The organism is Glutamicibacter sp. MNS18 (assembly GCF_026107515.2).
Taxonomy (GTDB): domain Bacteria; phylum Actinomycetota; class Actinomycetes; order Actinomycetales; family Micrococcaceae; genus Glutamicibacter.
This window is the reverse complement of record NZ_JAPCHW010000014.1, coordinates 1-22152: the sequence shown is the minus strand read 5'-3', so window position 1 is coordinate 22152 and position 22152 is coordinate 1. Positions and strand designations below refer to the sequence as shown.

General features: G+C 61.0%; 13 protein-coding genes. 6 read left to right on the top strand and 7 right to left on the bottom strand.

The genetic code is table 11. The features are described 5' to 3' along the window. Positions 1-71 precede the first annotated feature (71 nt). From OK351_RS15150 to OK351_RS15120, 7 genes are all read right to left on the bottom strand, one after another. Entirely contained in the window at positions 72-827 is a 756-nt protein-coding gene (locus tag OK351_RS15150) for an iron ABC transporter ATP-binding protein (protein WP_265160655.1), read from the bottom strand. Continuing rightward, on the bottom strand, positions 824-1873 hold the full coding sequence (locus OK351_RS15145) for an iron chelate uptake ABC transporter family permease subunit (RefSeq protein WP_265160653.1): 1050 nt from the start codon (positions 1871-1873) through the stop codon (positions 824-826). The genes OK351_RS15150 and OK351_RS15145 overlap by 4 nt, the downstream gene beginning before the upstream one ends. A 4-nt stretch (positions 1874-1877) precedes the next feature. Beyond that, on the bottom strand, positions 1878-2858 hold the full coding sequence (locus tag OK351_RS15140; RefSeq protein WP_265160651.1) for an ABC transporter permease: 981 nt from the start codon (positions 2856-2858) through the stop codon (positions 1878-1880). A 91-nt stretch (positions 2859-2949) separates the two neighbouring features. Next, complete coding sequence (locus tag OK351_RS15135; RefSeq protein WP_265160671.1) at positions 2950-3939, bottom strand: siderophore ABC transporter substrate-binding protein; 990 nt, start codon at positions 3937-3939, stop codon at positions 2950-2952. 918 nt (positions 3940-4857) lie between these two features. Beyond that, positions 4858-5613, bottom strand: a complete 756-nt coding sequence (locus OK351_RS15130; protein ID WP_265160649.1) for an aspartate/glutamate racemase family protein — start codon at positions 5611-5613, stop codon at positions 4858-4860. A gap of 14 nt (positions 5614-5627) precedes the next feature. Continuing rightward, the gene (locus OK351_RS15125; RefSeq protein ID WP_265160647.1) at positions 5628-7154 is read right to left on the bottom strand and encodes an NCS1 family nucleobase:cation symporter-1; all 1527 of its coding nucleotides are present in this window, start codon (positions 7152-7154) and stop codon (positions 5628-5630) included. Between the two features lie 199 nt (positions 7155-7353). Then, positions 7354-7488, bottom strand: coding sequence for a hypothetical protein (locus tag OK351_RS15120; protein WP_265160644.1), 135 nt, complete (start codon positions 7486-7488; stop codon positions 7354-7356). A 369-nt stretch (positions 7489-7857) separates the two neighbouring features. Between OK351_RS15120 and OK351_RS15115 the strand changes: the two genes are divergently transcribed. The 6 genes from OK351_RS15115 to OK351_RS15090 form a co-directional block, all read left to right on the top strand. Next, positions 7858-8655 (top strand): hydroxypyruvate isomerase family protein, encoded by a 798-nt coding sequence (locus tag OK351_RS15115; RefSeq protein ID WP_265160642.1) that lies wholly within the window; start codon positions 7858-7860, stop codon positions 8653-8655. Then, complete coding sequence (locus OK351_RS15110) at positions 8655-9590, top strand: 2-hydroxy-3-oxopropionate reductase (protein ID WP_265160669.1); 936 nt, start codon at positions 8655-8657, stop codon at positions 9588-9590. Before OK351_RS15115 ends, OK351_RS15110 begins: the two co-directional genes overlap by 1 nt. A gap of 321 nt (positions 9591-9911) precedes the next feature. After that, positions 9912-11705, top strand: a complete 1794-nt coding sequence (gene gcl, locus OK351_RS15105) for a glyoxylate carboligase (protein ID WP_265160639.1) — start codon at positions 9912-9914, stop codon at positions 11703-11705. Positions 11706-11883: 178 nt separating this feature from the next. Beyond that, the gene (locus OK351_RS15100; RefSeq protein WP_265160637.1) at positions 11884-13032 is read left to right on the top strand and encodes a glycerate kinase; all 1149 of its coding nucleotides are present in this window, start codon (positions 11884-11886) and stop codon (positions 13030-13032) included. Positions 13033-13085: 53 nt separating this feature from the next. Then, positions 13086-14459, top strand: coding sequence for an allantoinase AllB (allB, locus tag OK351_RS15095; protein WP_265160635.1), 1374 nt, complete (start codon positions 13086-13088; stop codon positions 14457-14459). A gap of 1102 nt (positions 14460-15561) precedes the next feature. Continuing rightward, positions 15562-22152, top strand: a 6591-nt coding sequence (locus OK351_RS15090) for an SdrD B-like domain-containing protein (RefSeq protein WP_265160633.1), incomplete at its 3' end; no start/stop codon positions are given.

The window sequence follows — 22152 nt, the reverse complement described above, 5'->3', positions numbered from 1 at the left end:
ACCGCTGGGCAACCAGCGGCCCCACCGGCATCGGGCGGAGCGCTGAGCCGGGGCCCGTTGCCGGTGGTGGATTAGTAGTAGACCGCCAGCGGGCCGTTCGGGCCGTCCACCACATTTACCGGGGTGTCGAAGACCGAGGAGAGCACCTCATCGCGCATGATCTGCTCCGGGGTGCCGAACTCGATGACCTTGCCCTGTTTCATGGCGCAGATGTAGTCGGCGTAGTGGCCGGCGAAGTTGATGTCGTGCAGCACGATCACGATAGTGCGCCCCAGCTGCTTCGCGGCCTTGGCCAGGTGCTTCATCATCTGGACCGAGTGCTTCATGTCCAGGTTGTTCAGCGGCTCGTCCAGCAGCACGTAGTCGGTGTCCTGGGCCAGCACCATGGCCACGTAGGCGCGCTGCCGTTGGCCGCCGGAAAGTTGGTCCAGGTAGCGGTTCTCCAGTTCGTTCAGGTTCAGGAAGTCGATGGCCTGGGAAATGATCTGCTCGTCATTCTCGTTCAACCGGCCCTTGGTATACGGGAAGCGGCCGAACCCCACCAGCTGGCGTACGGTCAGCCGGGTGACGAAGTGGTTTTCCTGGCGCAGGATCGAGATGATCTTGGCCAGATCCTTCGAGGCGGTGGAGGCCACGTCGTAGCCGGCCACCTCGATGGCCCCCTCGTCGATACCCAGCAGACGCCCGACCATGGTGAGCATGGTCGATTTGCCCGCACCGTTCGGGCCCACCAGCGCGGTGATGCCGCCCGCCGGGATCTGCAAGGTGACCGGACCGATGGCGACCGTGGAACTGTATTGCTTGCGTACGTCCTTGAGTGTAATCACAGTCGACCCTTTCGGAGGATGAAGATCAGGAAGGCGGTGCCGCCAACCAGCTCGATGATGATGCCCACCACGCCCTGGGCGTAGAACACGTTCTTCATGATGAAGTAGGCGCCGGAGAGGATGACGAACCCGGTGAGCACGGCCATCGGGAACACGTAGCGGTGGTCGTAGGTGTCGGCCAGCTGGTAGGCGAGCATCGCGGCGAGGAAGCCGAAGAAGGTCAGCGGGCCGATCAGCGCGGTGGAGACCGCGATCAGGATCGAGACGAAGAACAGCGTCTTCATGACCTCACGGCGGTGGTTGATGCCCAGGTTCATGGTGGTGTCGCGTCCCAGCGAGACCACATTCAGCCGTTTGGAGGAACCGATGAGGAAGGCCGCGGAGATCGCCACCAGCGGGATCGCGATGGGGAAATAGCTGACATCCGCATTGGAGATCGAGCCGAAGAGCCGTGCGGTGAGGATATCGAATTCGCTGGGGGTGAGCATGCGCTGCATGAAGGTGGAGACCGATCCCAGCCCGGCACCGATGATGATGCCGATCAGCAGCATGATCTGGATATTGCCCAGTTTCCCGGAGAGCAGCCAACCGTACAGGCCCACCGCCAGGGCAACCATGATCACGACCTGGAAGATGAACTGCGGGACCCCCTGCAGGGCCACCACGCCGGCGGCACCGAGCAGGTAGACAGAAGTGGTCTGCACTGCCACAAACAGCGAATCGAAGCCCATGATCGAGGGCGTGATGATCCGGTTGTTCGTCACCGTCTGGAAGCTGACCGTGGCCACGGCCTGGGCTACGGCGACAATGGCCATGGTGGTGATCGAGGTGGCGCGCAGTTCGGCGATCCGCCAGAATCCGTCCGAGCCCGGTGGCATCGGGTTGCCCCAGGCCATGAAGCCGTAGGCGAAGCCCAACGAGGCCAGGATCAGCAGGCCCATGATCACCCAGTAGCGGGTGGCGACCTTGCGGCTGGGCAGCGCCTTGGAGTGGCGCAACGGGTTGCCCAATCCGGCGGGGACCATGGTGCTTGTTTTCTCGCTCATCAGATTAGCCATTTCGACGCTGCCTCAGAAGCAGGATGATGAAGACCACCGCGCCGACGATACCCAGGACCAGCGAGACCGGGATTTCAAAGGGCATGATGATGGTGCGGCCGATCAGGTCGCAGATGGTCACGATGGCCACACCCAGCAGGCAGACCCACGGAAGGTTGCTGCGCAGGTCGTCGCCGCGGAACATGGAGACGATATTGGGCACGATCAATCCCAGGAAGGGCAGGTTGCCCACCACCACGGTGACCACGCCGGTGGCGATCGCGATCAGGCCGGTGCCGATGAGCATCACCTGCCGGTAGTTCAGGCCCACATTCGTGGCGATCTCCTCGCCGAGCCCGGCCACGGTGAACCGGTCGGCCACCACGAAGATCGCCAGCGCCACCAGGGCCACGATCCACAACACCTCGTACTGCCCGCGGATGATCGAGGTGAAGGACCCGGCAAACCAGATCCCCAGGGATTGGAGCATATCGGTGGTCAAGGCCAGGAAGGTGGACACCGCCCCGACCACGGCCCCGAGCATGATGCCCACGATCGGCACGGTTAGCGAGGCCTTGAGCGAGACCCGTTGCAGGAACAGGAAGAAGATCATGGTGCCGATGAACGCAAAGAACACCGCCACGCTCATCTTGGTCAGCAGGCTGGCGGTGGGGGCGATGATCATGACTGTCAACAGTCCCAGGCCGGCCCACTCGGTGGTGCCGGTGGTTGTCGGCTCCACGAAACGGTTCTGCGTCAGCAGCTGCATCACCAGGCCGCACATGCTCATCGCGGCCCCGGCCAACACCAGGGCGATGGTGCGTGGGATGCGGGTGATGGCAAACATCTCGGCGCCGTCATCGGCGCCGAAAATGTCATAGACGCCGGTAAAAAGCGAAAGGCCCAAGAGGGCCAGGACTCCCAGGATCCCGAGCATCAGCTTGGGTTCGAAGAGCCTGCCTTTGGGCTTGGGCTGTGTGATTGTGCTGGTCATGATCCTGCCGTTGCTGCCTTGGGTGGTGACACGCCGCGGTGGTGGAGTCGGCATCATGCCGACTCCACCACCGGGTTAGTGCGTTCGGGGGCTACTTGGCTTCGAGCGCATCAGCGAAGTCGTTCAGGAACTCGGTGTAGGTCTGGATACCTTCGTTGGTGTAGGTATCTGCAGGCATGGTCACGATGTTCCCTTCCTTGGCGGCAGTCACGTTCTGCAGTGCCTCGGAGTTGGACAGCAGTTCCGAAGCGGGCTTGTAGCTCGCGTCATCGGCGCCCACGGCGGCATCGCGGTCCATGACCAGCAGCCAATCAGGGTTGGAATCGGCGATGGCTTCAACCGAGATGTCATCACCCTGGTGGTCGGTGGAGGCGTTCTCAACGACCAGCGACGGGGTCAGGCCCAGGAAGTCGAAGACCGGGCCCAGGGTACGGCCGGTGGTGGGGGCCGAGTAGTTGATGTTGCCGCCGGAGGTGATGACACCCATGACGGTCTGCTCGGTGTCGTAGGCGGACTTCACGCGCTCGATGGCGGCATCGAAGTCGGCGATCAGCTGCTCGGCTTCGGTTTCCTTCTGGAAGATCTGGCCCAGGACGGTGGTCTGGCGCTTGAGTTCCTCATCAAAAGGCTCGCCATCCACCAGGTCCAGGTTCACGATGGTGGCCTCGGGGGCCAGCTTCTGGAAGTCTTCCTCGTACTGGGCGAAGCGCTGTCCGTTGATGATCAGGTCCGGGGCAACGGCGACCACGGCTTCCAGGTTCGGCTCGCGGTGGTTGCCCAGATCGACGATGTCGGTGTTGCTGGTGTAGCCGATGGTGTCGGGCATCAGGGCCACGGCGGCTGCGGAGAGCTCGACGCCCCAGGCATCCAGGGTCTCGAAGGTGCGGTTGTCGGTGGCGACCACGGACTTGGCCGGAACATCGATGGTGTGCTCGCCGTTGTTGTCGGTGAAGGTGACGGTGGTGGCTTCAGCTGACGGGGCGGTGGAATCGGCCGCATCGCCGGAAGCGGAACCGCAAGCGGTCAGGGACAGGGCGGCGACGCTCAGCAGCGCAGCGGCGCGCAGTTTCATGGAGGCCATGATTTCCTTATCGTTCAGGGCAGCCGAAATCGGCGGCCGGCGAGATGGATCTAGCATTAGCCTAACCTAAGTGCAGATTGAAGGGCATGGTCCACGTGGGGTAATCCGTCTCACAAAAGCTTAGTCGCGCCTCAGGAAAGTCGTGATTTCTTGGTCTTTTCGGGTGTTTCCAAGCTGTGGCTAACTTAATTCGGCAGTGGAATGTTAACGAAATGCGTGCCGGAGGTTTCGTTGCGTGCGACTCAACTGGCCGGTAGGAATGCAACATTGGTAGACTCCGGGACTCCTGATCCGGGAGGCAGCCAGGCGAAGTGGTGGGGCGGCTGTCGGCGCGATGGCCCGCAGCAAACCCCGATCTGCGCTATGACGGTGGAAATCCAGCGATACCTGGAAAAGCGGAACACACCGCTTTGGCAGTGCGGGTGCTGTCGAACGCATTAGAGGAACTGCGCGTAGGCGGGAAGCCCTTGGGGGCGGGTGGGGAAGTTCTTGAAGCAAATCGCGCGCAAGTCATAGCCACTAGCCCAATGACTTTCCGGATGGTTCAAGGAGGGCCTGGAATGCGGGACATGCGTGCCACCGCTGGCACTGGTTCGCGAGCCGCTGCGCAACCTACGGCGGGAACGAGGTGTGAAGGATTTCTTGGGGGGCAACCAAGGGGATTGGGCGACCTGGTTCCAGACCCGTGGAGGCTGGGCCGGCACTTGGGCAGGACCGTGGACTGGCAACTGCGGGAAGGCTTGGCCGTATACGAAGAATCCGGCAGACGAAGTCATGGATCACATGGCTTGCGCCGTGCGGGGTCATTCAACTGTCGACAAGCCATTACTTCATCGGTAACAGGACAGCGCACCACCAGTGACCATCAGGTCTTGGTGGTGCGCTGCCTATTTAATTGATTTCGGGGCCGATGCCCGCCTATGCCGTGGTGGAATCCGCAGGGCTGGCCATGTTGGCTGACAAGGGCCAGCCGGTGACCTGCTTCGGGCGCGGAGTCGCGTAGGTGCGCACCTTGGAGGTGCTCAGCCCCATCCGCACCAGCGATTCGGCGATGGTGACCGCTGCGCGCACCCCGTCGATGATCGGGACCCCGGTGGCTGCACGTACCTGGGCCTCCAGCTCGGCCATGCCGCCACAGCCCAGGCAGATGACTTCGGCCTTGTCCTGCTCAACCGCCTGTCGGCACTGTTCCACGATGGCGGCCACGGCGCGCTCGGGGCTGGATTCCAGTTCCAGGACCCCCAGCCCGCTGGCACGCACCGAGGCCAGTCGATCGGTGAGCCCGGCCAGTTTCAGCCGGTCCTCGATCAAGGGGACCGTCCGGTCCAGCGTGGTGACCACCGAGTACTTGTGCCCGAGGAACTGGGCGGTGGAGGCCGCAGCTTCGGTGATATCCACGACCGGCACATCGAGCAGTTCCTGCAGGCCCTCGCGACCATGTTCGCCGTAGCCGGCCTGGATCACCGCGTCGAAGGGTTCGGTGTAGCGCACCACCTTGTCCATGACGGCAATGGCGGCCAGGTAGCTTTCGAAGTTCCCCTCGCAGGAATCCGCCCCGAAATCCGGGGTAAGCTCAACGATTTCGGTGCCAGGGGAGGCCACGCCGCGTGCCGAGTCGCCGATGGCCCGGGTCATGGAGGCGGTGGTGTTGACGTTCGCAATGAGAATTCTCATGTGTTCTGCCCTTCCTAGTGCTTTGCGGCCACGGCGATGGCCTCGCCGTCCAGATCCAGCAGGTCATGGTGTCGTTTGGCGACCAAAAGGTAAACAATTGCGCCCGCCCCGGAACCGAGGAACCAGGCGAAGGGGCCGACCACGTGCAGGGCCGGCAGGAATGCCAGTAGCAAGGAGATGATCGAGCTCAGGCCCAGGGCCAGGACGGCCCGGTAGTTGACGCCGCGGGTGAAGTAGTAGGTGCCCTTGGGCGAGGTGCGGTAGAGGTCCATGACGTTGATTCGTGTCCGACGGATCAGCCAGTAGTCGGCCATGATGATCCCGAAGAGTGGCCCCAGCAGTGCCCCGAGCCCACCGAGGAAGTAGTTGATGATTTCGGGGGAGTTGTACAGGTTCCAAGGCAGGATGAGCAATCCGATGGTTCCGGAAATCAGGGCGGCCTTGCGGAAGTTCAGGTGCTTGGGGAACAGGTTCGTCAGCGCGTAGGTCGGTGCCACGAAGTTGGCCATCAGGTTCACCGCGATGGTCAGGATCAGCAGCGCAGCCGAGGCCAGCAGGAGCAGCAAGGTGTTCGGAATGGCTTCGACCACATCGGATGGTGAGGTGATGACGGTGCCGTTGATGGAGAACTGCGTCCCGGTCAGGACTACCACGATCGCTCCGAAGAAGAGCATGTTCAGCGGGATGCCGAAGAAGTTGCCGCGGACGATCGCCTTCTTGGAGGCCGCCCCACGGGTGAAGTCGCAGAAGTTCAGTACGAAGGTCCCGTAAATGGATACCCACAGGGCCGCGGCCCCGAAGATCCCGACCCACATTTCCCAGCCACTGCTACGGCTTCCGGTATCCATGGCGACATTAAATCCGGATTCGAAGAGCATCCAGATGGCCAGCGCCAGGAAGGTGACGAGGATGACCGGGCCGGCGAAGGCCTCGTACTTGCGGATCATCTCCATCCCGTAGCTGACGATCACCAGCTGCAGTACCCACAGCGAAACGAAGCAGATCCAGCCCAGCAGGCTCAGGCCGAGGAAGCTGGTTTCGCGAAGGGTCGCGGCGCCCGGGGCCACGGCGATGACCATGACACTGAGCACCTGGGCGGCCAGGAAGGTCTGGATGCCGAACCAGGCGATGGCCACGCCCCCACGCAGGAGGGCCGGGATCTGGGCGCCGGTGATGCCGAAGGCGATCCGGCTCATGACGGGGAAGGGTACCCCGGTTTTCTCGCCCATGAACCCGGAGAGGTTCAGCAGTGCGAAGAGCAGGACAGCGCCGATCATCAGGGCTGCCAGGATTTGCCAGCCGCTCATGCCCAGGGCAAAAAGGCCGATGGCGAAGGCGTAGTTACCCAGGGAGTGCACGTCGTTGGCCCACAGGGTGAAGATGCTGTAGGAGTTCCAGGTGCGTCCCTTGCGGGCGGTGGGTGCCAGGTCCTCGTTATACAGCGAGGCGGCAAGCTGGTGCGGATTGCTCGGATCGATTCCCTGGGGAATCTCACTGGGCTGCGACCCGTTGGGTGTAGCGGTCGGTTGGTGGATCGACATTGCGTTGTTCCTTTTGCTTTGCCGGCCTGCAGCCAGTGGCGGTGTTGGCGGCGCACGGGCAGACCGGAAGAATATGCCCGAGGTGAGCCTTGGGCTCCGGGGCGGAAGAGGTGACGGCACGTAAACCCCTGCAGGGGTAGTGCAACAAACAGCAGCGGGGACGTAAGAATGCGTCGGCCCGGGCAAAAGGAAATGTGGATCAGACCCGCAAGAAGGTGTCCTTGTATCCGGCGTAGTGGCCGGCCAGGGCCGCGTTGCGGTTGGCCGCATAGTGCGAGCGATGGATCCACTGGGCTCCGTTGGCCAGATGGTCCTGGATAAAGATGGTATTCATTATGGCTGCTCCTGAGCGAAACTCCGAGATGTGTGCCACATCACTAATGGTGCTCTAACTGTAGGGGTATACAGCGATTTCCGCAAGGGAAAATCCAAATTCCATACAGCGAAATGAAACTATTCCGTATCGCGAAAGGTGAATGGGTCGGCCGGAGCGGGTTTTTGGATACGCTGGGACTGCGGGCGCAATGCCTGGATGCCGTGTGAACCCCTGTGGGTATATAGTGACCTGCTGTTATCCAATATGTGGGCACTCCCGGGCAATCACCCCTTGACAGTGATCCACCTCTCCTCCTAAAGTTTTCATAAGGCAAAACATAAATTCCATGAAGTGGAATCTACTCCCGGCTCGTGAAGGTGGCTAACCATGACTTACACCCTGAACTGCTCGATACTGTTGACCGAACTGCCCCTGCTGCAGCGTGCCGCCGCCGCCAAGGCCGCGGGCTTTGACAGCGTGGAATTCTGGTGGCCCTTCGCCGACGCCGTCCCGGGGGACAAGCAGGTGGACGAATTCATCAACTCGCTCAAGGACGCCGGCGTGCAGCTGGACGGCCTGAACTTCTTTGCCGGCGACATGCCAGCGGGAGACCGCGGTCTGGTGTCCTGGAAGGGCCGTTGCTCGGAGTTCAAGGACAACGTAGCCGTAGTGGCCGCCATTGGCGAGGCCACCGGATGCGCATCCTTCAACGCCCTGTACGGCAACCGGCAGCAGGACTACACCGCCGCCGAACAGGACGAGCTGGCCCTGAAGAACCTGCTGGCCGCCGCCGAGGGAATCGCCGGCATCGGGGGCACCGTGCTGATCGAACCGGTCTCCGGCACCGAGGCCTACCCGTTGAAGACCGCAGCAGACGCGCTGGACGTGGTGAACAAGGTCAAGGCCGCCGGCAGCGAAAACATCGCACTGCTCGCCGACTTCTACCACCTGGCGGTCAACGGTGATGACGTGGCTGCCGTAATCGAAAACCACGCCAAGGACTTCGGTCATATCCAGATCGCCGACGCCCCGGGGCGCGGGGCACCGGGAACCGGTAACCTCCCGCTGTTCCAGTGGATCGAACGCTCCCGCGAACTGGGCTACACCGGCAAGGTGGCCCTGGAATACAAGCAGGAGGCAGCCACCGCATTCCAGTGGCTGGCCACCGCGGACACCCACGCCTAATAACGAACCGCCCGGTCCACGGGCCAGAGACTACTTTTGGAGTAACCACCATGTCGCAGAATGTCGCTTTCATCGGCCTGGGCATCATGGGCCTTCCCATGGCCAAGAACCTACTCACCGCCGGCTTCAATGTCACCGGCTACAACCGCAGCACAGACAAGAGCGAGCTACTCGCCCAAGCCGGCGGTACCGCCGCCGCCTCGGTGGCCGAGGCGGTCAGGGACGCGGATGTCATCATCACCATGGTCCCGGACTCCCCGGATGTCGAAGCCGTGGTCAGCGGCGAGGACGGGGTCTTCGCCAACGCCAAGGCCGGGGCCATCTGGATTGACAACTCATCCATCCGCCCCGATGTCTCGGTGCGCCTGGCCGAAGATGCCCGCACCGCCGGCTTGCGCCCCCTGGATGCCCCGGTGTCCGGCGGCGAACAAGGGGCCATTGACGGGGTGCTGTCGATCATGGTCGGCGGCGAACCAGCAGACTTCGCCGACGCCAAGCCGGTACTTGAAGCCGTAGGCAAGACCATTGTGCTGGTCGGCCCGGCAGGCTCCGGTCAGACGGTCAAGGCAGCCAACCAGCTGATCGTGGCCTCCAACATCCAGGCCCTGTCCGAAGCGGTGGTCTTCCTCGAAGCCTACGGGGTGGACACCGACTCGGCCCTGCAGGTGCTGGGCGGTGGATTGGCCGGCTCCAAGGTGCTGGACCAGAAGGGCCAGAAGATCCTGGATCGCGAATTCGGTCCCGGCTTCCGGCTGGCCCTGCACAACAAGGACATGGGTATCGTCACCTCCGCCGCCCGTGAAGCCGGCGTCATCCTCCCGCTCGGTTCCCTGGTCGCCCAACTCGTCGGCTCCACCGTAGCCAGCGGGGACGGGGCCTTGGACCACTCAGGACTCTTCCGCGGCGTACAGCGCCTGAGCGGCAAGAGCGACTAGGAACCCCACCAACTCCTGCGGTGGGCCGGGCAACGGTACGTAGTGGCCCAGGTGAGAACGTCGTACCGTGCCAGGGGACCGGCGGCAACGAGACCAGTGATTCCCTGACTCCCTTGTTGGGCTGGGGCATTGCGCCAGCCACCGCCGGCTCCCACGTGCTCATGGCAACGGTCGGTTGAGGTGTGATGAGCCGCAGAACCTACGGGCCTACGTGATTGCTCCGTACCCACGTTGCCCGGACCCACCGCAGGTCAAATTCCAAATACCAATTTTTCAGGCCGGCTACCGGCCGAACACCCCACAAGAGGATGTGTGATCCCCATGCCCAAGATGCGCGCCGTCGACGCCATCGTTCAGATCCTGGAGAAGGAGGGCGCCGTAGAGGCGTTCGGCCTTCCCGGAGCCGCCATCAACCCGCTGTACTCGGCCATGAAGGCGCACGGCGGAATCCGCCATACGCTGCACCGCCACGTGGAAGGTGCCTCCCACGCCGCGGACGGCTACTCGCGGGCCACCGGCAAGATCGGCCTGTGCCTGGGAACCTCCGGGCCGGCCGGCACCGACATGATCACCGGCCTGTACGCCGCGATCGCCGATTCCATCCCGATGCTGTGCATCACCGGCCAGGCCCCCACCAGCGTGCTGCACAAGGAGGACTTCCAGGCCGTGGATATCGAGTCCATCGCCAAGCCGGTCACCAAGTACGCGGTCACCGTATTGGAGCCGGGTCTGGTCCCCGGGACCTTTGCCAAGGCCTTCCAGATCATGCGCTCGAACCGTCCCGGTCCGGCGCTGATCGACCTGCCGATCAACGTGCAGCTGGCCGAGATCGAATTCGATATCGACGCCTACGAACCGCTGCCGGTGCACAACCCGCAGGCCACCAGGATCCAGGCCGAGAAGGCCGTGGACCTGATCACCGCCGGCTCCAAGCCGATCATCATCGCCGGTGGCGGGATCATCAACGCCAACGCGAGTGACAAGCTGGTGGAACTGGCCGAGGAACTGAACATTCCGGTCTCCCCGACACTCATGGGCTGGGGTGCCATCCCGGATGACCACCGCCTGCAGTCGGGCATGGTGGGCATCCAGACCCACACCAAGTACGGCAACGCGACCTTCCTGGAATCCGATGTGGTGCTGGGACTGGGTAACCGCTGGGCCAACCGCCACACCGGTGGCCTGGATACCTACCGCGGGGATCGCAAGTTCATCCACGTGGATGTCGAACCGACCCAGATCGGCCGGGTCTTCACCCCGGACCTGGGCATCGTCTCCGATGCCGGGGCGGCCATTGACGCAATCCTGGAAGTGGTGCGTGAGCGCAAGTCCGCAGGTACCCTGCCGGACTACTCGGCCTGGGCCGATGCGGCCACGGCCCGCAAGTCCACCGGGCACCGCAAGACCAACTTCGACAACGTGCCGATCAAGCCGCAGCGTGTGTACCAGGAGATGAATGCGGCCTTCGGCCAGGACACCACCTATGTCTCCACGATCGGGCTGAGCCAGATCGCCGGTGCGCAGATGCTGCACGTCTACGGTCCACGGAACTGGATCAATGCCGGACAGGCCGGCCCATTGGGCTGGACCGGACCGGCCGCACTGGGTGTGGTGCGCGGCAAGCCGGGACAGAAGGTAGTGGCTCTCTCCGGAGACTACGACTTCCAGTTCATGATCGAGGAACTGGCCGTGGGTGCGCAGTTCAATCTGCCGTACATCCACGTGGTGGTCAACAACTCCTACCTGGGATTGATCCGCCAGTCGCAGCGCCCCTTCGAGATGGACTACCACGTGTCCCTGGGCTTCGATAACATCAACTCCCCGGAAACCAACGGCTACGGGGTGGACCATGTGAAGGTGGCCGAGGGTCTGGGCTGCAAGGCCGTCCGCATCGAGGATCCGGCCGACCTGGCCCAGGGCTTCGCCGAAGCGGACCGACTGGCCGCCGAACACCAGGTTCCGGTAGTGGTGGAAGTGATCCTGGAAAAGGTCACCAATATCGCCATGGGCGCGCAACTGGATGCGGTGAATGAGTTCGAGGATCTTGCACTGGAGGCGTCGGATGCTCCGACCGCTCTGGTGCCGCTGGGCACGAAAACGCTCAGCATCCGCTAGGCAGTCGTCAAACTCACCTAGCACCTCACCGCGGGGCCGAATGCGTGCACAATGGTTACAGTGACACTGTGACCGGAGGCACCATTCGGCCTTTGCGGCAGGGCCCACCCTGACAGGGCCGGCCCAGACAAGGCATAGAAGACCCGCAAGCAACGACCAGTGGAAAGGCGGCAAGGACATGAAGATCGTGATTGCATCCGACAAATTCAAGGGCACCCTGACCGGTGCCGAGGTCGCCGCCGCACTGCACAGCGGCCTGGCCCGTTCGATCCCGCAGCTCGATACGGTCACCGTCCCGGTAGCCGACGGTGGCGAGGGAACAGTGGACGCCGCCCTGGCCGCCGGCTTCACACAGGTGACGGTAACGGTGACGGGTCCCACCGGCCAGCCGGTGGATGCCGCTTACGCCACCAACGGGGACACGGCGGTCATCGAGATGGCCGCGGCCTCGGGACTGGATGTCCTGCCCGGAGGCAGGAAAGAACCGCTGACCGCCACCAGCTACGGGACCGGTGAACTGGTCAAACACGCCCTGCAGGCCGGGGCCACCCAGATCGTCCTGGGAGTTGGGGGCTCGGCCACCACCGATGCCGGGGCCGGCATGCTGCAGGCGCTGGGGGTCTTGCTGAAAGACCGCGCAGGCCGCGAACTTCCCGGCGGGGGAGCGGCCCTGGCCGATGTGGCGAGGATCGACTTCACGGCATTGGAAAACCTGCTGGCCGGAACCAGTATGGTCCTGGCCGCGGATGTGGACAATCCACTGACCGGGCCGAACGGGGCCGCCGCCATCTTCGGCCCGCAAAAGGGGGCCAGCGATTCGCAAGTCAGGGAACTGGATGCGGCGCTGGGGCACTTCGCCGGGGTGCTCGAAGAACAGCTGGGCACCGGGTACCGACAGAACCCGGGTGCCGGGGCTGCCGGTGGCATGGGTTATGCCGCCATGGCCCTGCTAGGTGCGAAACGGCGCCGTGGGATCGACGTGGTGCTGGAGCTGACCGGGCTGGCCGAGGCGTTGGAAGGTGCGGATGCCGTGATTACCGGTGAGGGAAGCCTGGATCACCAGTCACTGGAAGGCAAGACCCCGATCGGAGTCGCCGAACTGGCTGGCTCCCGGGGAGTGCCGGTCTACGCCGTGTGCGGGCGCACCACCCTTGGTGACGAGGAACTGGCCAGCGCGGGAATCAGGCACACCGTGGCATTGGTGGACCTGGTCGAGGACCCGTCCGAGGCGATGAGTCGCGCGGCGGCATTGGTTTCCAAGGCCGGAGAACAACTTGGGCAGGTTATCGCAGCCGAGCACGTTGCGGATCCTGTCCGGCAAGGCTGAATATCGCCAGCCGAAGACAACAAGAGGAACTACCCCAAGGAATCAGGAAAACCATGAGCACCGAAACCGAGACTTCAAGCAATACCGAATCCACCACCCACTTCGACCTGGTCCTGCGTGGGGAACGGATCCTGACCACTGCGGGCATCACCGCCCGCGAGGTTGGCATCAAGGACGGCAAGATCGTGGCGATCGAGCCCTTGGGCAATAACCTCACTGCTGACCGCGTCATTGAGCTCGGCGCCGACGAGGTACTGCTTCCGGGACTGGTCGATACCCATGTCCACGTCAACGAACCAGGACGCACCGAATGGGAAGGCTTCGAATCTGCCACCAAGGCCGCCGCAGCCGGCGGCGTGACCACCATTGTGGACATGCCCTTGAACTCCATCCCGCCCACCGTGAACCTCGAGGCGCTACAGATCAAGCGCGAAGCGGCCAGTACCAAGGCGTATGTGAACATCGGCTTCTGGGGCGGGGCCATCCCGGGCAACAAGCAGGACCTGCGGGATCTGCATGATGCCGGGGTCTTCGGCTTCAAGTGCTTCCTGCTGCACTCCGGCGTGGATGAGTTCCCCTCATTGAGCGTGGATGAGATGGAGGAGGACATGATCGAGCTGAAGTCCTTCGACTCGCTGATGATCGTACATGCCGAGGACTCCCACGCCATTGACCGGGCCCCGGATGCGGAAGGCGACCAGTACGAACGGTTCCTGAAATCACGCCCCCGTGGCGCGGAGAACGTGGCCATCGCCCAGGTGATCGAACGTGCCCGGTGGACCGGAGCCCGCGCCCACGTGCTGCACCTGTCCAGCTCGGATGCGCTGGCCATGATCAAAACCGCGAAGTCCGACGGTGTGAAGATCACCGTGGAAACCTGCCCGCACTATCTGACCCTGCTGGCCGAGGAAATCCCGAACGGGGCCACCGCCTACAAGTGCTGCCCACCGATCCGTGAGGCCTCCAACCGGGAGCTGCTGTGGAAGGGCTTGGAGGAAGGGGTCATCGACTGCATCGTCTCCGACCACTCCCCGTCCACCATTGACCTGAAAGACGTGGAAAACGGCGACTTCGGCGTGGCCTGGGGCGGGGTCGCCTCGCTGCAGCTCGGCTTGCCGCTGATCTGGTCCGAAGCCAAGCAGCGCGGCATCGAGCTGGAACAGGTGGTCAACTGGATGTCGACCAAACCCGCCGAACTGGCCGGGCTGAAGAACAAGGGCTCCATTGCCCTGGGCAACGACGCCGACTTCGCGGTGTTCGCCCCCGAAGAAGCGTTCGTGGTGGACGTGAACAAGCTGCACCACAAGAACCCGATCTCGCCGTACCACGGCAAGACCCTGGCCGGTGTCGTGCGTTCCTCCATCGTGGGTGGCCAGGACGTTGACTTCGCTTCCCCGAAGGGCAAGCTGATTCGTCGCGGCGAGTAGGAGCGAATCACCCAATATTGACGGCGGAGCATTTTCGCCATACACGGCCGGCTCTGGGTCTCAATGGAATGCCATTTCAATGAGGCCCAAGGGCCGGCTTCTTGCTGCGTCAAGGCACCCCAGGATTGATGTTGTCAATGCTACAGATGGTGTATCCACGGTTCCGGGGCGACTCGTTGTGGGAACCGACGGGGTGTGTCCTCCGGGCGCCCGGGACCCTGATGTAGGTAGCACAGGCCAACCTCGGGGAGTCAGACGATCAACCATGACCGGGCAGCTTGCGAAAGACTTCGTGAGAGTTCGGGATAGTTGGAAACCAGGTTTCCAGAAGTCACGAGCTCTCCAGCCTCCGCAAATTCACTGGAAAGGCTGCACCGAGCGCACAGCTTTGGACCTTCCCGAAAATCGGATGAAAAGCAGCACGAGAGCCATTGCAAGGGTGATTCTGAGGGTGAACTTTCGCAGCCGAGTGCTCTGATTCGGGTTACCGTAAATCTCTATCTCGCCCGAAACCCGGGAAAGCCTTGCTCGTCAATAAGCGCTTAATCGGTATGACTTTAGTCACCTCATGACCTCTTGAGGCTTTTTTTGGCTTCCTCGTGGTGCGCGCATGGCAGTCATCCTACGGACCGGGTTGCGCGGGATCATGATGTGTGAGGTGCGTCGCGAAGCTGAGAACAATTAACAAACTTCCAAGTCGGAAACACCTTTTCGTTGCTTTAGCACTTTTAATCTCTTGATTCGCCGGGGTTGCTTCTGACCGCCGGCGCCCGATCGCACTGCCTGTCCACGCGGTGGATTCGCGAAGGCCCATTATGGGTGGATGTGCACTCTGTTAATCACATCTTGAGGTTACGGAAATCAGTGACTATAATGCCCATTTTTTCATCATCTTGGCGATGGCGCTTCTGGGTTAGTGCCGTCAGATTCTAAATCAGCCCAAGTGAAATGATTGTTAGACTCAGGCTGTCCAACGTGGGGGAAGCTTGGTCTTAGGGAATCAGGCGGGCTGGTTGTGCCACCCCACTTTCTTATCGGTAATTTGGGGAAATAAATAATGCATTCAAAGCATGACTCCAGCGCGCCAAAGCGCTGGAGATCCTTGCTTGCCGCATTCCTCGCGATCACCGTCGGAGTCGGAATGGCTGGGGTGACGCCAGCAATGGCAGCACCTGCCTCCGGTTCGGCTGTAACAGGCTTGAAGACCACACAAGTGGGCTTGCAAGACACAGCTTCGACGGATCAAGAGGGCAGCGAGCAAGATAACGATCAATCATCAACCAACGTGGTGACCCCGGCGGCTGTCGGGGACGGCATGTACTTGACCAAGACGCTGTCCAGCGCCAACGAAATCAGGCCGGGTGATCGGGTTAGCTACCAGATCACGTTGGGTTGCTCATCAATCACCAACCCGTGCACGAACGCCACGCTGCTCGATCTGCTGCCTGAGCCATTGGTCCTGCAGGGCATCGACTACGTGGGCTTCGACGAGGTTGTCACCGAGGAATGGGCCGAAGACGGCTCGCAGGTGCTTCTGACCTTCAACGAGACCGCGGAAGACCGACCGGGCCAGGTAGGCATCAACGACGGCGCCGAGTACACGATCAACATCACGGCCAAGATGCCGGATGACGCCGACCCCAAGTACAACGGGCAGCAGCTGATCAACAAGGCCGTGCTGACCTCGGACACCGGTCAGATCGAGGACGAAGCCCCGGCTGTCGTTCCAACGATCGATCTGGCTCCGAATGCGCAGATTTCCAAGGAATGGTCCGTAGACAAGGTGGAGCAGCACTCGGGTGCTGAAGCCACTGCGACCCTGGGAGGCATTAAGAACACCTCCAAGGTGGGCGCCAAGTCGCTGACCATCCAGGAGCCTTCCGGTGCATCGGATCCGTTCAGCTACGTTGCATTCACCGGTTTCGGCGAGATTGTGTATCCAGAGGGTGCCGACCAGCTGACCGTGACCTACTATGTTGCACCGGATAATGAACCGACAACGTTGGATACGGCCGCTCCGAACGCGCCACCCGCGTTCCCGTCGGACCTAGATCTATCCACCATTACCGGTTTTGAATTTGTCTTCACGTCATCGGATTCCACCGAGACCGAAGGCGGCATCGTCGTCAACGGTTCGGCTGGCTCGATTTCGCTGAACACCGTCGTTCGCGACGGTGCCGAAGCGGTTGTCGTGACAAATGAGACAAGCATTGTCGCCGAACTCCCTAACGGCGAAAAGAACGACCCGTTCACGGCTGAGGACAGCTTCGTGATCGAGTCGGCAAGCTACGCGGTAGACGCCACCAAGTCCTTCTCGCCTGAGCGGGTCGTTGCAGGTGATGCCGCCGAGATCGGTGACGGCAAGAACGCTTCAACCGTGAAGCTTGGCCTGACCAACACATCCAACCGGAATCTGACCAACCTGACCCTGACGGAGCCCGCAGAGGGTACTTCTCCGTTTGGTGAAGGCATCGATTTCGAGAAGTTCGTTGGCGGCACCTGGCCTGAGGATGCGTCGTCAGGTGTGCTGACCGTCAACGGCAGCGACTACACCCTGTCCAACGTCAACGGTTCGATTTCGCTACCTGAAGGACTGCCATCGGGCATCGATGTCAGCGGTTTTGTGATCTCCTTCGACGGTACCTTCGCACCAGGCGCAGGATTCAACTTCGAATTCGATGTCCTGGCCACCGAGGTATCCGGTGACGAAGGCTTCAAGAACGTTGTCCTGGGCCAAGGGACCCCTTCAGGGAACCCGAACGTGGTCGAGGATGAGGCCGAAGCCACTCTGATCGCCGAGGAGCCGACCTACGCTTTGATCGGTGGTAAGGGCTTCACCCCTCACCGCATCGAAGGCATCGTTGGTGATAAGACCACCGTGTGGCTGAACACCAAGGTTGACGGCGACAAGACCAACATGGACGTTCGGGAAATCATCCAGACCGACATCTTCGAGAACATGGTTGACGGTGGCTTCAAGGCCACCAGCGTCTCCGTCCAAGAGACTCGGGGAGCCAGCAAGGTTCTCGTCGAGGTGACCAAGGACGGCGGGGAAACCTGGGCGCTTATTGCCGTGTCCGAAGGCGAAGCCATCGGGGACACCGCACTTGAGGCAGACGTCAACGGTGTGCGCATCACCTACACCCGCGAAGAAGGAACCTTCCCTGAGTGGCAGGACGTCCGGGCCGAGCTTGAGTTCGAAGTGACCGAGGTACTCAACCATGGGCTTGAGACCGACAACGTCTTGGGCGTGAACAACGGCGATGATGTCACCGGTTCGGTATGGGTTGACAAAGACCTGCAGCTGGAAAGCTCCAAATGGTGGAACTCTAACGTCATTGTCCAGAAGCCGTCGGACATGAATCCATCGAGCACCCTGGGTCTTTGGGCCAAGAACACCTCGACCTACTCCGTCGATAAACTGTCGATCGTCGACCCGCAGGAGGGTACCACCAACCCGTTCAGCTATGTTGATATCACTGGTGTGACCGCCCAGATCTCTAATGAAGCCCTTGCAGATCTGGCTGTTCTGGTGCTGAAGACCGCAGAAGGTGACATCACCCTCGAGGGCACGGATGCGCTTAACGCTTCCCTTCCTGACGGACGGTCATGGAATGAAGTGATCGGTTTCGAATTCACGTTGGCGAAGATCGATGAACAGTCGATTCCGCGGGACACCGAAATCTGGCTTACCGTTGGAACCGAACTGCGCGATACCCTGCGCGGCACGGAACAGCCTGTTGACAAGGCGCTTGCGGAACTGGATCCCGAGCGCAGTATTCGTGGGTACACCCTGCCTAACACTGCGGTGTCGACCATTGAGCGCGAGGGTGATCCAACTGCAACAAAGGAACCCGAAGCCAACTTGGAGATCATCACCGAGAATTCGGTGGATCTGAACCCGGTACTGACCAAGACCTTCAACCCTGAGGGTCCTCTGGACTTCTTCGCGAGCGGAGGCAATCCAGCGCCCGTCAAGGTGACGCTGAACGTCAACAGTGGCACGCACAAGGCCGACTTCGTTCAGATCGCGGATGTCGATCCGACGTTCTGGAACTCGGTGAACTTCCTGGGCTGGAACCCCCAACCGGGAGGCAACGGCGGTAATGTCACCATAGAGTACTTCACTGGTGCAACCTTCAGCTCAGTCGATGGCCAGCTGACCGTCGACGGTGGCGACTGGACCACGTCAGTTCCGGCGAACGAGGACGTCCAGGGTATTCGATACACCACGACGACCGACAACTACGACGAGCTGTCGAATCTCGACACCAGGATTGAATTCAACGTCCTGCCGCGTTACACGCTACGCAGTGGTGAACTGATCAGCATCGATGGTGCGACGATCAACCCTGGTGAACAAGAAGCCTCGATGGTAGAGAACACCGCCACCGCAGAGGTCTCCCGTCTTGGGAAGGACCACGAAACCAACAACGCCGACGCCGACCTCGTGTTCAACGAAGGTACCACCGGCGCCAATGTTGACAAGTGGTCGGATGCCGCTAACGGGAAGATTGCTCCGGGACGTGCGTTCAACTACACGTTCACCGTGACCAATAACGGTACCGACGCCATCCTGAATCCGGTCATCACCGACAAATTGCCAAGTGATGATCAGGGGCCCCTGCTGGTGCTGGAACCTGACTGGGCGACTTCGGTGAGCTACGCCTTTGACAAGAAGTTCAACCAGGCGCCGGATGGCACCTCGATTGACACTTCGACAGTCCAGGCCGCGCAGAACGAATCGCTGCTCGAGTTCACCTTCCCGGAGGGCACCAAGCTCTACCCAGGTGAGTCGTTCACCGTGACTTTGCCGACCGCCGTACGCGGTGGCGTGACCGCCAATGAAGACCTGACCAACGAGGTCACCTTCACCGGCGATAACCTGGAAGAGGTCAAGGACAGCGAGACTGTTGGAATTATCGAAGGCCAGGCCTATTCCTCACGGAAACTCGTTCGCGAGGTTTTCACCGGCGAGCAGACCGAACCGACCGGTATCTACAACGTCAACTCCAAGATCGAGAACGATGAAGCCTGCTACGAGTTTGACGGCGGCTTCTACCGTTACCCATGCATCGTGCAGACCAAGCCAGGCGGCACCGCCGAATGGCAAGTAAGCGTCACCAACACCGGTAATGTCAATGCGCAGCATGTGGAAATCCTGGATGTCTTCCCATACGTGGGTGACACCGGCGTAACCGGTTCCCAGGCCGGTACCCCTCGCGGCACCGAATGGGTTCCGACCCTGCAGGACGTCAAGCTCCCAGTGGTTCCCGAAGGAACTGAAATGGTGCTGTCCTACCTTACCGGTGATCCTGCCTCGTGCAAGCCAACCGGTGGAAATGCGCAGGATCCGTGGGCCGGTTGTGAAGACAACTGGACTACCGAGCGTCCGGTCAACCCCAAGGAAATCAAGGGCCTGAAGCTGGTCCTGGACTTCCCAGAGGGCTTGGCACCGGGGCAAAGCATCGGCTTGACCTTCACCACCATCTCGGCCACGGAAATGCCCGATGGCGCAAGTGAATTCGCCCCGGCGTGGAACTCGTTCGGCTACTCGGCCGAGGCCGAGGTCAACGGATCGACCGATTACCGTAGCCAGGAACCAATCAAGACCGGTATCACCTTCACTCCTGAGGAGAAGGAAAAGGTCTCGGTGGGTGACTACGTATGGGTTGATGAGAACCGGGATGGCCTGCAGGATGATGGCGAGCCAGGCATCAAGGATGTCCTGCTGGTCCTGACCGGGCCTGATGGAGAAGAAGTCCTCGACGTTTACGGCAACCCCGTTGAGCCAACATGGACCGATGAGAACGGCTACTACACCTTTGAGAACCTGCCGGTTCTTGATGAGGGCCAGTCGTACACGGTGTCCATTGATCGCGAAAAGTCCAAGGACGCCCTTGCCCCGTATGTTCCGACCAAGGAGACCGAGGGCAATCGCGAGGAAGACTCCTCGACTTGGGAAGCCACGTCTGAGGGTCTGACCAAAGATGGTGAACACGATCCGACTCTGGACTTCGGGTTTGTCCTGAAGACCTATGCCGTGGGTGACTACGTGTGGGTTGATGAGAACAAGGATGGCATCCAGGGTGATGATGAGGTTCTTGAAGGTGTGAAGGTGTTCTTGCTTGATGGCGAGGGTACCCAGATTGCCGAGACCACAACCGACGAGAATGGCCGTTACATCTTTGATGAACTGCCGGCTGGTGAGTACCAGATCAAGTTCGAGCTGACCGAGGCTCAGGCTGTGAAGTACAAGTTCACTTCGCAGGATTCGGGTGAGGGCGATGAGCAGGATGCCCGTGATTCGGATGCTGATCCTGAGACTGGTCTGACGATCAAGTTCACTTTGGATGATTCGAATACCGCGTTGACCAAGGATTACACCGATCAGGAAGTTCGTGCTTCCGAAGGTATTGATCCGACCTGGGATGCCGGCGTTGTCTTGAAGACCTATGCCGTGGGTGACTACGTGTGGGTTGATGAGAACAAGGATGGCATCCAGGGTGATGATGAGGTTCTTGAAGGTGTGAAGGTGTTCTTGCTTGATGGCGAGGGTACCCAGATTGCCGAGACCACAACCGACGAGAATGGCCGTTACATCTTTGATGAACTGCCGGCTGGTGAGTACCAGATCAAGTTCGAGCTGACCGAGGCTCAGGCTGTGAAGTACAAGTTCACTTCGCAGGATTCGGGTGAGGGCGATGAGCAGGATGCCCGTGATTCGGATGCTGATCCTGAGACTGGTCTGACGATCAAGTTCACTTTGGATGATTCGAATACCGCGTTGACCAAGGATTACACCGATCAGGAAGTTCGTGCTTCCGAAGGTATTGATCCGACCTGGGATGCCGGCGTTGTCCTGAAGCCACAGGTTTCCCTGGGTGACTATGTCTGGTTCGATGAGAACAAGGATGGTCTGCAGGGTGAGGATGAGAACGGTATCAAGGGTGTTGTTCTGAAGCTCACCGGTCCTGATGGTGAGGACGTTGTTGATATCAACGGCGAGCCTGTTGGTCCGGTAACTACCGATGAGAATGGCTACTACATTTTCAAGGACCTGCCGGTTCTTGAAGAGGGTCAGTCCTACAAGGTGACCATCGATCAGGATGCTTCGCGGGAGGCTTTGGAGGGCTACGTGCCGACCAAGGAGACCGAGGGTAATCGTGAGGAGGATTCCTCGACTTGGGAAGCCACGTCTGAGGGTCTGACTACTGATGGTGAGCATGATCCGACTTTGGACTTCGGGTTCATCATTCCGGATGTTCCGAAGGTTTCCCTGGGTGACTATGTCTGGTTCGATGAGGACAAGGATGGTCTGCAGGGTGAGGATGAGAACGGTATCAAGGGTGTTGTTCTGAAGCTCACCGGTCCTGATGGTGAGGACGTTGTTGATATCAACGGCGAGCCTGTTGGTCCGGTAACTACCGATGAGAATGGCTACTACATTTTCAAGGACCTGCCGGTTCTTGAAGAGGGGCAGTCCTACAAGGTGACCATCGATCAGGAGGCTTCGCGGGAGGCTTTGGAGGGCTACGTGCCGACCAAGGAGACCGAGGGTAATCGTGAGGAGGATTCCTCGACTTGGGAAGCCACGTCTGAGGGTCTGACTACTGATGGTGAGCATGATCCGACTTTGGACTTCGGGTTCATCATTCCGGATCCTGATCCGGAGCCGACTGAGCCGTCCGTT

What these genes read in the sequence shown, in the direction of transcription:
- OK351_RS15145 (WP_265160653.1), bottom strand. Translation starts at nt 1,873, where the DNA reads ATGAGCGAGAAAACAAGCACCATGGTCCCCGCCGGATTGGGCAACCCG.
- OK351_RS15125 (WP_265160647.1), bottom strand. Translation starts at nt 7,154, where the DNA reads ATGTCGATCCACCAACCGACCGCTACACCCAACGGGTCGCAGCCCAGT.
- OK351_RS15115 (WP_265160642.1), top strand. Translation starts at nt 7,858, where the DNA reads ATGACTTACACCCTGAACTGCTCGATACTGTTGACCGAACTGCCCCTG.
- OK351_RS15140 (WP_265160651.1), bottom strand. Translation starts at nt 2,858, where the DNA reads ATGACCAGCACAATCACACAGCCCAAGCCCAAAGGCAGGCTCTTCGAA.
- OK351_RS15120 (WP_265160644.1), bottom strand. Translation starts at nt 7,488, where the DNA reads ATGAATACCATCTTTATCCAGGACCATCTGGCCAACGGAGCCCAGTGG.
- OK351_RS15100 (WP_265160637.1), top strand. Translation starts at nt 11,884, where the DNA reads ATGAAGATCGTGATTGCATCCGACAAATTCAAGGGCACCCTGACCGGT.
- OK351_RS15135 (WP_265160671.1), bottom strand. Translation starts at nt 3,939, where the DNA reads ATGGCCTCCATGAAACTGCGCGCCGCTGCGCTGCTGAGCGTCGCCGCC.
- gcl (WP_265160639.1), top strand. Translation starts at nt 9,912, where the DNA reads ATGCCCAAGATGCGCGCCGTCGACGCCATCGTTCAGATCCTGGAGAAG.
- allB (WP_265160635.1), top strand. Translation starts at nt 13,086, where the DNA reads ATGAGCACCGAAACCGAGACTTCAAGCAATACCGAATCCACCACCCAC.
- OK351_RS15130 (WP_265160649.1), bottom strand. Translation starts at nt 5,613, where the DNA reads ATGAGAATTCTCATTGCGAACGTCAACACCACCGCCTCCATGACCCGG.